Genomic DNA, 12,741 nt, shown 5'->3' with positions numbered 1-12,741 from the left:
GGCACGCACGGCGCCATAGGGTCTGACCTGCACGTTCACCAGATCGTGGAATAGAATTCGAACACCTGTTCATGCCAAGATGAACACATGACAGCCCTCGGACTCGCTTCCCCGCTTGAGCTCCTCGACGAGCTCAAGCGGAAAGTCCGTGCGCTGCAAAGGCTTCAGTTCCAGGTAGTGGAGATCATCGGCGCGCTCGATCAGCAGGGCGCGGCGGAAACGCTGGGGTACAAGGATCTGATCGAGGTCTTCAAGCACACGCTGCGCTGGGATCCGAAGGTGTCGCGCCGCAGAATCAAGCAGGCGCAGGCCTTGTGCCCCACGGTGACGCCCACGGGTTCTCGAATCGATCCGGCCCTGCCCGATGTGGCAGCCGCGATGGCCGAGGGAGAACTGTCCGAGGACCACGTGGAGGTCCTGGCCGAGGCGATGGCCGCACTACCTGCTGTGGCGGAGGCCCACGTGGTCGAATACGCACGGCAGCACGAACCCCGCTCTGCCAAGGCGTTCTGCAAGGAGCTGGCCTACCGCCTGGACCAGGACGGCCCCGAACCCAAGGACCAGGAACCGGCGCCCTCCAAGAACGTCGTGCGACGGCAATGGAGGGGCGGCCGCTACCTGCTGTCCGCCGACCTGGACGCCGAGACGGGCGCGAAGCTCGACGCGCTGATCGACCCACTGGCCAAGCCCGAGCCCAACGACCCGCGCTTCGCCCCGGAGCGAGAAGGCGACGCGCTGTGCGAGGTGATCGACCTCGCCCTGCGCGCCGGCGGAAACCGGATCCACGGCGGCGAACGCGTCCAGCTGACGGTCACGGTCGACTACGACAAGCTCCGCACGGCCATCGGCACCGCGCTCCTCGACAACGGCGAGCACCTCCCGATGAACCAGGTCCGCAAGATCGCCTGCGACGCAGGCATCATCCCCACCCTGCTGGGCAGCAACTCCCAGATCTACGACGTGGGCCGCAAGACCAGAGCGATCAACGCCGGCCTGCGCCGAGTCCTGGTCGCCCGCGACAAGGGCTGCGCCTTCCCGGGCTGCACCCGCCCACCAAAACACTGCGAAGCCCACCACATCAAATTCTGGTCCGAGGGCGGCAAGACCAACGCCGACAACCTGGTCCTGCTCTGCCGCCGCCACCACGACCTGGCCCACCACTCCGACTGGCAGATCCAGATGGCCAACGGCCGCCCGACCTTCAGCCCGCCAACGTTCATAGACCCAACCCGAAGACCAAGAACCAACACAATCCACGTCGCCTAAGGCGCCACGCGCACCGAGCCGCGCGGCGCCACGCCAAGCCGCGCCACGCCGCGCGGCGCCGCTCCCGAGCCCCACGCCCCACGCCCCACGCCCATGCCCCAGCCCCACGCCTCAGCTCCAGCCCAGCCCCACGCCTCAGCCTCAGCCTCAGCCCCAGCCCCACGACATCCCGCCATCCCGCCATCCCGCCAGGGGCGCGGAGGCCGCAGCCGCGGCCCTAAACCCCCACGCCTCAGCCCCACGCCATCCCCCAAGGGGCGTGAACACCGCAGCCGCGGCCCTTCAGCCAAAAGTCCACCAGCCAAAAGTCCACCAGCCCAAAGCCCACCAGCCGCAGCCCCTCAGCCAAGCCCACCAGCCAAGCCCAAGCCCACCAGCCGCAGCCCCTCAGCCAAGCCCAAGCCCAAGCCCACCAGCCAAGCCACCAGCCGAAGCCAGCAGGCACCCTCGGGCCTTCCCCAGGAACCGGCAGCCTTCGCCCGCACCACAAGGCGCGCCCCCGGACCTTCCAAGGCAGCCGGTGCGCGGCCCTGCAGCGACTGCAGACCGACGGCCCAGAACCCGGCAGCGCTCGCAGGCCCCACCAAGCACCCCTGCGACCTCTCAACAGGACCCGGCGGCCGTCTCACCCGCCCTCACCAAGCGACCGTCATGTCCTCCCACAGGGGCGCGGCGTGGCGCGGCGTGGCGTCGGCCGACACCGGAACCTCGGCTCCGGCCCGGCGAGTTGCCGCACCAGCACTCAGAAAACGCCCCCGCGGGTGGCGAACACGTCCTCGATCGGACCCTCCGAGCCGAGCGCTAGGCGGAGGAGCACGCGGGCCTTGCGCGGGCACAACCAGCCCGCCATGACCGCGCCGCGCTTGATCAGGTCCGACTCGGACCCGGTGAAGCCGTAGGTGTTGCGGAAGGTGGTGCCCGCGCCGGTGCGCGTCGCCACCACCACCGGGAACCGGGCCCGCGAGATCGCCTCCGCCATGCCCTCCGACACGTGGCCGACGCCGGTGGCGGCGACCACGACGCCCTTGACGTTGAGCCAGTCCAGGATCGAGCCGTCATCGTCCACAGTGGCCTCGATCAGCGGAGCCGCTGGTGCGTCGAGAGGTCGCGGCAGCGCCGGTGAGCGGTGCGCGGGGTGGAAGTACTGCGGGGCGCCCTCGATCAGGAGTCCGAGCGGGCCGGGGAACGACTCGAAGGCGTTCATGAGGCTGCTGTGCGCCTTGCGGACCCAGCGGGCGGCGTGGATCTCGTCGTTGAGGACGAGCAACGCGCCGCGCCCGCGGGAGTTCGAAGTTCCGGCAACGGCAACAGCCGCGGCGAGGTTGGCGGGACCGTCCGCGCCGGGGAGTCCCGGGTGCCGCATCGCGCCGGTGACCACGACCGGTTCCTCGTGCGGCCAAAGGCAGTCGAAGAAGTACGCGGTCTCTTCCAGGGTGTCGGTGCCCTGGATGATCACGACGCCGCTCGCACCTGCGGACACCTGCTCGTCGGCCCAGTCGAAGGCCTCCAGCAGCGTCGTGAAGGTGAGCGAGGCGCCGGGAATCGTCGCCAGGGTGGCGATCTCGCCGACGTCGAGGCCCCCGACCAGGTCTCTCGCCCCGAGGGTCGGTGACACCGCACCGGAGCCCGTCATCGTGATCGTGCCACCGAGCGAGGCCACCGCCACCCGTGAGTCCATGGCCTCACTCTAGGGTCGCCGTCGAGTGCCGTCCCGCTTCCGCGCGTCCCGCCGTGGCGCGCGGAAGCGGGATCAGTTCAGGGTGTCACTGGCGCCAGTAGGTGATGTTGCGGAAGCGGGCCTCCGCGCGGCCGCTGCCGTGGTGGTAGACGCCGTTCTTGAAGTAGCGCGTCGCCGGGCCCTCGTCCTGGTGGGTGAGTTTGAGAGCGCCGTTGTAGTAGGTCTTCACGGTGCCCCGGCCGCCCGCGACGGCGGTGTGCTCGACGCGGATCTTGAACCATTTGTTGTAAATGCCGGTCGCGACGACCTGGTTGCTGTCCTTGCGCAGGGTGCCGCCGTTGATGTTGGCGACGTTGAGCATCACGTCGGTGGCGCGGGTGCCGTCCGGGCGGCTGCCGCGCAGGATCTGCACGACGGTCGGGCCGCTGACGCCGGCGGGGATGTAGATCTCGCCCTCCCAGGCGCGCGAACCGCTGGAGTACTCCTGGTTGAACCGGAGCTCGGTGCGCGGATCCGTCGGGCTGCCCTGGGTGTGCGGCTGGTCGTAGTCGTACACCCACATCGTGTGGACGCCGCCCTCGAACTTGTACCGCGCGCTGGTCGCGAGGTTGTAGGGCTTCTGGACGGTGTACGTGTACGGCGCCGAGACCCACTGCGCGGACGGCGGCTGAGCGAGGGCCTGAGCCGCCGGGGCCACGAGCAGAGGTGCGGTCAGCGCCACGGCTAGCAGGGAGCGGCGACTGTGGAGTGCAGGGGTTTCCACGGTGAATCCCTCCGACCTTCGATAAGTGGTCTGTACCACTGTGAGGTCAGAAGGCGGAGGGAATCAATACCTCGTTCAAATTCCGGAACAATGTTCAGATAGGCGAACTTTTCACATTCCTGAACGGATCTCGTCGAAGGTCGGGAACTTCTTCGCGATGTCGCTGCCGGTGAAGTTCCCGATCCAGCCGTCGTCGTCGTGGAAGAACCTGACCGACACGTAGTCGGGCGTCGTGCCCATGTCGAACCAGTGCGTCGTGTTCGCCGGAACGCTCAGCAGGTCGCCCGCCGTGCAGAACACCGCGTAGACCTTGTCGCCGATGTGCAGGTAGAAAACCCCTGCGCCACGGGCGAAGTAGCGGTCCTCGTCGTCGTCGTGCGTGTGCTCGGCGAGGAACTTGTTGCGGAACTCGACGGCCTTCGCGCGGTACTCGTCGGTGTCGGCCGGGGTCATCTCCATCGCGTCGACGTAGCCGTAGCCCTCGGTCTCGCTGACGCGGGCGATGTCCTTTTCGAAGATCTCCAGGGCGTTCTCGGCGGTCACACCGTCCACAACGGACCAACGACTGAAGCGCACGCCGTGCTCCTTGAGCGCGGTGGCGATCTCCTCGGCGTCGGTGGTGCGCAGGACGATCTGCTCGGGGCCGGATTCCGGCCACACGGTCAACAGCGTCATGAGTGCCTCCCCGTAAAGATGTCTCGCGTCTCCACCTTGAAGCGCAGCAACCACTCCAGGCATTCCAGGCGGTGCCGTGCCTGCATGAGGTCCTCGCCCCACACGTACACGCCGTGGCGCGCGACGAGCAGTGCCGGGACCTTCGGGTCGAAGCCCTTCTCGAAGGCGTCGCCCAGTTCGAGCATGTCCTGCGAGTTGCGCACGACCGGGATGACGACCTCTTCGTGGTCGTAGCGGCCGAAACCCTTGAGCATCTCCAGGTCCTTGAGCACCACGCCGTCGGGCCAGTGTTCCGCCGCGACAACGGTTGCCAGCGCGTGGACGTGCACGACGGCTCCGGCGCCCGAGACGTTGGCGATCCTGGCGTGCAGGGCCGCTTCGGCGCTCGGGACCTTCGGCGAGTCGACGGCGTTGCCGTCGACGTCGATGACCACGCTGTCGTCCGCGGTGATCTCGCCCTTGTCGACGCCACTGACCGTGACCGCGAGCCGGAGGGGATCACGTTGCAGGACAACGGAAAGATTCCCTGAAGTGCCGCGCATCCAGCCCATCTGGGCGTAACGGACGCACTCGCGGGCGAGCTCCGCCGTCACGACAGCTCCCAGACCGTGGGGTGCGGGGTGAAGTCGGCGTTGCCGTACGGCTCACCGGCGCGCGCGACGCCGACCGTCTTCCAGCCCGCCTCCTGCGCGGCGTGCAGCTCGGCCGGAACGTCGCTGTAGAAGGTGATGTCGTCGCTCTTCAGCACCGAGGCGATCTTGTGGTACGACGCGGCTTCGCGCTTCGGGCCGGCGTTGACCGTGTCGAAGTGGTGCTCCAGCAACGGGGTCAGGTCGCCGTCCGTGGTGTGCTGGAAGAACGCGACCTGGCCCGCGACCGAGCCGGAGCTGAAGATCGCGAGCTTCACGCCGTCGCCGTGCCACTTGCGGATCGCGGGGACGACGTCCGGGAAGAACTCCGCCACCAGGTCGCCCTGCGCGTAGCCCTGCTGCCAGATGAGGCCCTGCAACGTCTTGAGCGGCGTGACCTTCTGGTCGGTGTCCATCCAGTCGTGCAGCGCTTTGACAACGTCGTCGTGGCCCGCGAGCTCCTTGATCTGCCGCACGGCGTCGGCGACCACCGGGTCGTCACCGTGCTGCTCGATCCACGGCCCGAGTCGGGGGCGGGCGTAGTCGTAGAGGACGACCAGCACCTGGTCCGTCGCGCTCAGCGTGCCCTCGATGTCGAGCACGACCCACTTGCTCACCGCTGTTCTCCCTCGTAGTACTTGTCGAGCGCGCCGGCGTCGAAGACACCCCGGTCCGTCACCACGGTCGTGACGAAGCGCGGCGGTGTCACGTCGAACGCCGGGTAGTGCCCTTTCACCCTCGGCGTGGCACTGGGCCTGCCGAGGACCTGCAACACTTCCGAGCCGTCGCGGTACTCGATTTCGACGTGCTCCGTCGTCGGCGCCAGCAGATCGGGTGCCTGCACTTGGGCGTGGAACGGTACTCCGAACGCGTGCGCCGCCACGGCCAGCCCCAGTGTGCCGACCTTGTTGACGACGTGCCCGTCCATGGTGACGCGATCGGCCGCCGTGACCAACGCGTCGACCTGCCCGCTTTGCAGGACCGCGGCGCCCATGCCGTCCGTGATGAGCGTGGTGTCGACGCCCATCTCGATCAACGTCTCCGCGGTGAGCCGGGCTCCCTGGAGGTAGGGCCTGGTCTCCGTGCAGAAGAACTTGAGCCGCTTGCCTTGCGCCTGCGCGGCTTTGACCGTTTCGGTGAGGTACAGGTCGGCCCAGCAGTGGGTCATGACCGTGGCGTCGGCGGGCAGCAGGTTCGCCGTGTGCTCGCCCAGCGCCTGGCTCTTGGCCCGGTACCTGCGGTCGCCTTCCTCGGCACCGCCCAACGCGTGCGTGATGTCCTGTGCGGCGTCCACGTGGTCGAGGACGACCTTGGTGGCCTTGCGCAGGGCGTTGTTGGTGCGCCTGGTGTTCTCGAGCATTCGGGCGGTCTCCGCCAGCTGTGCGCGAGCGGTCTCGAACGGCAGGCCTTCGAGGGTGCGTGCCTTGAGCACCATGGCGAACAGCACCGCGAAGTACGGGCCGGAGGACTGGGTGACCATGTCCTCGATGGCCCGCGCGACCTCCTCGGCCGTGCGGCAGAGCACCCAGTTCCGTTCGAACGGGAACTGCCGGCGGTCGAGGATCAGCACGCCGTTCTCGGTGAGCTTCACCGAGTCGGCGAGGACCGGCTGCATCAGCTGTACCCGGTGTGCGCGGGCCGCGCACCGGTCAGGAAGTGCTCGCCGACCTCGCGGGCCTTGTAGACGACGGGGTCGTGCAGCGTGAGCGTGCGGGCGTTGCGCCAGAAGCGGTCCACGCCGTACTTGGCCGCCGTGCCGCGTGCACCGACCTGCTCGAAGATGCGGCTGGTGACCTCGTTGACGAGCTTGGTGCTGACGACCTTGGCCTCGGAGATCGTGACCGCGACCTCGCCGCGTTTGGCGGGGGTCAGGTGCCTGCCGAGTTCGGACGCCTCCCAGAGCTGCCGCGCGGCCTCGTCGGCGAGCAGCCCGGCGGCCCTGGTCTGCGACACCATCTCGCCGTAGGCCGCGACGATGTACGGGTCCTCGGTGGCCGCTTCGACGCCGCTGACGAACCACGGGCGGGTCTTCGTGCGGGTGTAGTCGGCGGCCTCGGCCAGCGCGCCTTCCGCGATCGCGACGTAGAGCTGGGCGAGCACGAGCTGGAAGCCGATCGCGGCGAGGCTGATCCGCGGGTCCTCGTTCGCCGGCTGGACGCCGAGGATCTCGGAGACCGCGACGTTCTCGAAGCTCACGCCACCGGACGCGGTGAGGCGCTGGCCGATGTTGTCCCAGTCGTCCAGGTAGGTGATTCCGTCGGCTTTTCCGTCGAGCAGGAACGTGAGCTTCTCGCCGTTGTCCGTACGGGTCGCGCTGACCACGAGCCGGTCGGCGACGGCGGCTCCGGTGGCGAACGTCTTGCGACCGTTGAGGACGAAACCATCTCCGGCGGGGCTCAGTTCGAGCGCCGCGTCGAGCGGGTTGCTGACGCCTGCCCAGAACTGGTCGGGCCGGACGCTGAACTGCGCGTCGAACAGCCCGCTGCGCCAGATCTGCAGGTAGTGGTACCCGAGGAGGTGCCCGATGTTGGCGTCGGCGGCCCCGATGATCCGGCCGATCCGCTGCTGCACAGTCCAGTCGCTGACGTTCAGCAAGCCGCTCTGCCGGAGCAGTTCCACCTCTTTGGTGGGTGGCTGGTTGGCCCGGTCCCTGTCCGCCGCGTCGGACCTGAGCGTCGCCGCCACCTCGTGCGCGACGTCCAGCCAGTTCGTCATCCCTGCTCCTCTCGGGGTACCGGGTTCAACTTACTTCGTCACACCACCGGGCTAACCACGATGTGAGAGAGACCGTCGACTGGCAGACTGCCCGCGCACCTCGCTTTGGCGAGGGACCAACATCTAGGGAGCATTCGGTATGGCGCAGGGCACCGTGAAGTGGTTCAACGGCGAGAAGGGCTTCGGATTCATCGCGCAGGACGGCGGCGGTCCGGACGTGTTCGTGCACTACTCGCAGATTTCCGGCTCCGGCTTCAAGTCGCTGGAAGAGCAGCAGCGCGTGGAGTTCGAGATCGGCCAGGGTCAGAAGGGGCCGCAGGCGCAGGACGTCCGCGCCATCTGATTCAGCTCTGGGGGCCCGCTCGGCGACGCGCCGGGCGGGCTTCTTTTGTACCCAGACGGATTTCGTGGTGCTGACACGACACAGGCGCCGTGGTCCGTCGGCCACGACGCCTGTACTTGCCGCCGCGGGATGTCGACGACGTGCGCTCACGGGAAGCACCCGGAGCAAGTGGCAACCGAGGGAGTCGAACCCTGCGCGGCTTGTGAAGGCGGCGCCCGAGTACCGGCCCTAACCCTTCGGTTGGGCGACGGCTGCCGTGGAGTTGTGGTGCGACGTGCTGGTTCCCCTGCTCGTCAAGAGCGATTCACGATGCTGTGGATACCCACAGTGTTAAACGACCAAACGCCTGAAGACGTTTCATGTCTCACCCTGGTGGGTGACTCTGGTCACCATGCGATACCTCCCTGCCATCGCAGCCCTGCTGCTCCTTCCCCTGGTGCCCGCCACCGCCGACGCGGCTCCCGCGGGCACGTTCTACGTCACCAGTGTCAGGACCAGACTCAACGTCGCCCAGAGCGGCACTGGACTGGCACTGCACCGCCCCAAAGGCAACGAGGACCGCCAGCAGTGGCGGCTGAGCGACGGGAGGTTCGAGAACACCGACTCGCCGGGTCAGTGCATCACCCGTCAGCTCACCATGGGTTCGTGTTCACAAGGGGATACGGTTCACGAGCCCCGTCAGTTCGGTGATCAATGGGAATTCTTCAGTCTCGGCGGTGAGTCGCGCTGGTATCTGACGCCGGTCAGCAGTCCGACCGAGCCGATGCCGGCGGATCCGCGGCTCGACCAGATGACGTTCCTGACCGCCCACAACGCCTATGCGAACGGCGTGGACGGCGGGTTCGCGCCGCCGTTCGTCAACCTCGCGAAGAACCAGACGCGCGGCATCGTGCAGCAGCTGGGCGATGGCGTCCGGGGCTTCATGCTGGACATTCACCAGACGCCGGACGGCGCGATCCTCTGCCACAACAGCTGCACGCTCGTGAGCAAGCCGGTCGCGCTCAACGTCGACATCCAGCGGATCGTGGACTTCCTCAAGAACAACCGCGGCGAGATCATCACGGTCTTCCTGGAGGACTACGTCGACGCGAACACGTTGCGCGCCGAACTCCGCAAGGTGCAGGGGCTGAACGACGTCCTGTACCGGGCGGAAGGCGTGCAGCAGAACGGGTGGCCCACCCGCAGCCAGCTGCGGAGCAGCAACAAGCGGCTGATCATCTTCACCGACCACGGCAAGGACGGGCGCGAGGACAGCGGCGTGCTCTACCAGAAGGACTGGACGGTCGAGAACTACTGGTCGATGGGTTCGGGCCTGGGCAGTTCCGACTGGTCCTGTTACAGCCGATGGGATGAAAAACCGCTCACCGCGACGGGCAGCTTCCAGCCTTTGTTCGTGATGAACCACTTCCGGGACGTTCCGTTCACGAGCACGGCCACGACGGACAACGGCAAGCTCGCGAACCGGGCACAGCAGTTCTGCCAGCCCGCGGCGCGCAAGAAGCCGAACTTCCTGGCAGTCGATCTTTATCACCTGGGCAGCGCGCAGGCAGCGGTGAGCCTGCTCAACTCATACGTATATAGGCCGTAGCCCAGATTGTGGGAGTTGTACGCTCCGCGCATGGCCTCGATCCTGTTCACGCGCGGAGCGCCCTCTCTCGACATCATCGACCAGGAAGGTCTGCGCGAAGCAGCGCAGAAAGCCTTCACGGACGACCCCGGCGGCACCTTCGCGTACGGCACGAGCGTCGGCTACGTACCGCTGCGCACCTGGCTCGCGGAGCAGCACGGTGTCGCGCCGGAGCAGGTGCTCGTCACCAACGGCTCGATGCAGGCCGACGCGTTCCTGTTCGAGCTGCTCGTCCAGCAGGGCGACGACGTGGTGGTCGAGGCGCCGACCTACGACCGCACGCTGCTGAACCTGCGCCAGCGCGGCGCCAAGATCCACGCGATCGAGCTGGAGACCGACGGCATCAACGTCGACGCGCTCGAGAAGCTGCTGGAGAGCGGTGTGCGCCCGAAGCTCGCGCACATCATCCCGAACTTCCACAACCCGGCCGGCTACACGCTGTCCGAGGCGAAGCGCGCGCGTCTGCTCGACCTCGCGGCCAAGTACGACTTCGTGCTGTTCGAGGACGACCCGTACGTCAAGGTGCGGTTCGAGGGCGAGCCGCTGCCGACGATGCTGTCGCAGGACAAGAACGAGAAGGTCGTCTACGCGTCGTCGTTCTCGAAGACCATGGCGCCCGGCATCCGCTGCGGTTACCTGGTGGGCCCGAAGGCCGTCATCAAGAGCATCCAGGACATCGCCACCACCACGTACATCTCGCCGAACATGGTGGCGCAGTCGATCGTGAACTCGTACTGCCGCTCCGGCCGTCTCGAGGAGTCGGTCGTGAACGTCCGCACCGCGCTGCGCGCCCGCAGGGACGCCCTCGTAGCGGCGCTTCAGCGCGAGCTGCCGGAAGCCGTCTTCACCGCGCCGCAGGGCGGCTACTTCATGTGGGTCGAGCTGCCGGGCGTGTCGATCGACAAGCTGGTGCCGGTCGCGAAGGAGCACGGCGTCGAGTTCGTGAAGGGCTCGGACTTCCTGCTGGAGGGCGGCGACAACGCCCTCCGCCTCGCGTTCTCGGGCGTCACGCCGGAGCAGATCGACGAGGGCATCACCCGCCTCGGCGCGGCCGTCCGCGCGCTCTGAGCGTCTCGAAAGTGTCAGTTACTGCCAGAACTTCTGGCAGTAACTGACACTTCGCGCTACCGTGGCGCCGTGGACACCTTGACCACGCGCGCCGCGAAGGACCTGCGCACCCGCCTCGCGATCCAGGAGGCGGCCATCGTCCTGTGCCTCGACCAGGGCTTCGCCGCCACGTCGACCAAGGCGATCGCCGACCGCGCGGGCGTCTCCGAACGCACGCTGTTCCGCACGTTCGGCACCAAGGCCGCGATCTTCTGGTACGACGCGTTCCTCAGCCGGGTCGTCCGCGCCCTCGATCCCGACCCGGATCCCGTCGCGGCACTGAGCAAAGCCGTGCGCACGGCCATCGACACGATCACCCCCGAGCAGTGGGCGCTGGAACTCGGCCGCCGCGCGGTGATCATCAAGGAACCGGACCTCATCGCGACCGGCACGCAGGAGCTCAACACCGGTGCCGCGCAGATCGCGACGATCCTGACTCCCCCGCTCGCGTCCCCCGAACAGGCCTTCGACCTGGTGCTCTTCGCCCGGTTCGCAGTGGCGGGCATGGGCGCGGTCCCGATCCACGCCGCCACCACGCCCGCCGAATGGGGCGCGGAACTGGAACGAGTCGCGCACAAAGCCGCGCACGGCGCGTTGGAGCGGTCATGAAGCTGCCCGGACTCATCACCGACCCGAACACGCTGGCCGGCCTCAGTCACGACGAGGCCGAGTGGGCTCCGGCGGGCACGCCGTACGCGGCGTTCCGGCCGCAGTCCACTGAGGACGTTCAGCAGGCCGTGAAAGCCTGCGCCGAGCACAACGTCCCGATCGTGCCGCGAGGTGCGGGCACGGGCCTGTCCGGCGGCGCCAACGCGACGGACGGCTGCCTGGTCCTCGACCTGAGCCGGATGGACCGGATCCTCGAGATCGACCGGGACAACCTGCTCGCCGTGGTGCAGCCGGGCGTCGTCAACGACGACCTCAAGAAAGCCGTTGCCGCGCAAGGACTCTGGTACCCGCCGGACCCGGCCAGCTCACCGTGGTCGACGATCGGCGGCAACGTCGCCACGAACGCGGGCGGCCTGTGCTGCCTCAAGTACGGCGTGACGCGCGACTACGTGCTCGGCCTGGAGGCCGTGCTGGGCGGCCCTGTCCCCTACGGCACCGCGGTGCAACTGGGCAGGCGCACCACGAAGGGCGTCGCCGGCTACGACCTGACCAGCCTGCTCGTCGGTTCCGAGGGCACGCTCGGCGTCGTCACCGAGATCACCGTCCGCCTCCGCCCGGCCCCGCGCCCCGCCGGCACCGTCGTCGGCGCGTTCGACAGCCTCGTCGCCGCAGGTCAGGCCGTTGCGCTGAGCACCAGCCGAGGCCTGCAACCCGCCGCGCTGGAGCTGATCGACCGCGCGTGCCTGCAGGCCGTCGAGGACTGGAAGCACCTGGGCATCGAGCCGGACACCGAGGCCATGCTCCTGGCTCGCGCCGAAACGCCCGAGGACGCCGACGGCCTGGTCGCGGCCTTCACCGACGCGGGCGCCGTCTGGACGGAGCGGTCCACCGACTCGACCGAGGCCGAGGCCCTCTTCGCCGCCCGCCGCCTCACCTACCCGGCACTCGAACGCCTCGGCCCGCTGCTCACCGAGGACGTGTGCGTGCCCCGGTCCGCGGTCCCCGCGATGCTCGCGCGCATCGAGGAGATCGGCGCGCGCCACCAGGTCCGGATCGCGACCATCGCGCACGCCGGCGACGGCAACCTGCACCCGTTGCTGATCACCCCGCCCGGCGACGACAACGCCCGGATCGCGGCGCAGGCGGCGTTCGAGGACATCATCGACCAGGCACTGGCCCTCGGCGGCACCGTCACCGGTGAGCACGGCGTCGGCCTGCTCAAGCGCGACGGCATGATCCGCGAACTCGGCCCCGGCGCCCACGCCGTGCAGCAGGCGATCAAGCAGACGCTCGACCCGCTGAACCTCTTCAATCCCGGCAAGGCCTAAG

Annotated in this window: 13 protein-coding genes; 6 read left to right on the top strand and 7 right to left on the bottom strand. The window is 68.3% G+C overall.

Annotated elements, in window-relative coordinates; translation table 11 throughout:
- Window positions 1-87: 87 nt before the first annotated feature.
- Window positions 88-1,266, top strand: coding sequence for an HNH endonuclease signature motif containing protein (locus BM417_RS24150; protein WP_093598593.1), 1,179 nt, complete (start codon window positions 88-90; stop codon window positions 1,264-1,266).
- Window positions 1,267-2,008: 742 nt separating this feature from the next.
- Here the strand turns inward: BM417_RS24150 and BM417_RS24145 are convergent.
- The 7 genes from BM417_RS24145 to BM417_RS24115 form a co-directional block, all read right to left on the bottom strand.
- Complete coding sequence (locus BM417_RS24145; protein WP_093598590.1) at window positions 2,009-2,944, bottom strand: asparaginase; 936 nt, start codon at window positions 2,942-2,944, stop codon at window positions 2,009-2,011.
- Window positions 2,945-3,029: 85 nt separating this feature from the next.
- On the bottom strand, window positions 3,030-3,707 hold the full coding sequence (locus BM417_RS24140) for a polysaccharide lyase family 7 protein (protein ID WP_143138786.1): 678 nt from the start codon (window positions 3,705-3,707) through the stop codon (window positions 3,030-3,032).
- A 111-nt stretch (window positions 3,708-3,818) separates the two neighbouring features.
- Window positions 3,819-4,382, bottom strand: a complete 564-nt coding sequence (locus BM417_RS24135) for a 1,2-dihydroxy-3-keto-5-methylthiopentene dioxygenase (RefSeq protein ID WP_093598584.1) — start codon at window positions 4,380-4,382, stop codon at window positions 3,819-3,821.
- Complete coding sequence (gene mtnB, locus BM417_RS24130; protein ID WP_281251348.1) at window positions 4,379-4,975, bottom strand: methylthioribulose 1-phosphate dehydratase; 597 nt, start codon at window positions 4,973-4,975, stop codon at window positions 4,379-4,381. The genes BM417_RS24135 and mtnB overlap by 4 nt, the downstream gene beginning before the upstream one ends.
- Window positions 4,972-5,628, bottom strand: a complete 657-nt coding sequence (gene mtnC, locus BM417_RS24125; RefSeq protein WP_093598578.1) for an acireductone synthase — start codon at window positions 5,626-5,628, stop codon at window positions 4,972-4,974. Before mtnC ends, mtnB begins: the two co-directional genes overlap by 4 nt.
- Window positions 5,625-6,626: a s-methyl-5-thioribose-1-phosphate isomerase gene (locus BM417_RS24120; protein ID WP_177320573.1), complete on the bottom strand. Its 1,002-nt coding sequence runs from the start codon at window positions 6,624-6,626 to the stop codon at window positions 5,625-5,627. Before BM417_RS24120 ends, mtnC begins: the two co-directional genes overlap by 4 nt.
- Window positions 6,626-7,726, bottom strand: coding sequence for an acyl-CoA dehydrogenase family protein (locus BM417_RS24115; protein WP_093598575.1), 1,101 nt, complete (start codon window positions 7,724-7,726; stop codon window positions 6,626-6,628). Before BM417_RS24115 ends, BM417_RS24120 begins: the two co-directional genes overlap by 1 nt.
- A 139-nt stretch (window positions 7,727-7,865) precedes the next feature.
- On the opposite strand from BM417_RS24115, the gene BM417_RS24110 reads away from it, so the two are divergent.
- From BM417_RS24110 to BM417_RS24090, 5 genes are all read left to right on the top strand, one after another.
- Window positions 7,866-8,069: a cold-shock protein gene (locus tag BM417_RS24110; RefSeq protein ID WP_030479286.1), complete on the top strand. Its 204-nt coding sequence runs from the start codon at window positions 7,866-7,868 to the stop codon at window positions 8,067-8,069.
- A gap of 391 nt (window positions 8,070-8,460) precedes the next feature.
- Window positions 8,461-9,657: a PI-PLC domain-containing protein gene (locus BM417_RS24105; RefSeq protein ID WP_093599300.1), complete on the top strand. Its 1,197-nt coding sequence runs from the start codon at window positions 8,461-8,463 to the stop codon at window positions 9,655-9,657.
- Window positions 9,658-9,687: 30 nt separating this feature from the next.
- On the top strand, window positions 9,688-10,764 hold the full coding sequence (locus BM417_RS24100) for an aminotransferase-like domain-containing protein (protein WP_218164540.1): 1,077 nt from the start codon (window positions 9,688-9,690) through the stop codon (window positions 10,762-10,764).
- A 69-nt stretch (window positions 10,765-10,833) separates the two neighbouring features.
- Window positions 10,834-11,412 carry a TetR/AcrR family transcriptional regulator gene (locus BM417_RS24095; protein WP_177320572.1) on the top strand — a complete coding sequence of 193 codons (579 nt, stop codon included), beginning with the start codon at window positions 10,834-10,836 and terminating at the stop codon, window positions 11,410-11,412.
- Window positions 11,409-12,740, top strand: coding sequence for an FAD-binding oxidoreductase (locus BM417_RS24090; protein ID WP_093598567.1), 1,332 nt, complete (start codon window positions 11,409-11,411; stop codon window positions 12,738-12,740). The genes BM417_RS24095 and BM417_RS24090 overlap by 4 nt, the downstream gene beginning before the upstream one ends.
- Window position 12,741: the final 1 nt, after the last annotated feature.

Origin of the sequence: Lentzea waywayandensis (genome assembly GCF_900115955.1) — a bacterium.
In the GTDB taxonomy this organism is placed as follows: domain Bacteria; phylum Actinomycetota; class Actinomycetes; order Mycobacteriales; family Pseudonocardiaceae; genus Lentzea; species Lentzea waywayandensis.
Note: the sequence above shows the minus strand (reverse complement) of the source record. Positions and strands in the feature narration are given on the sequence as shown.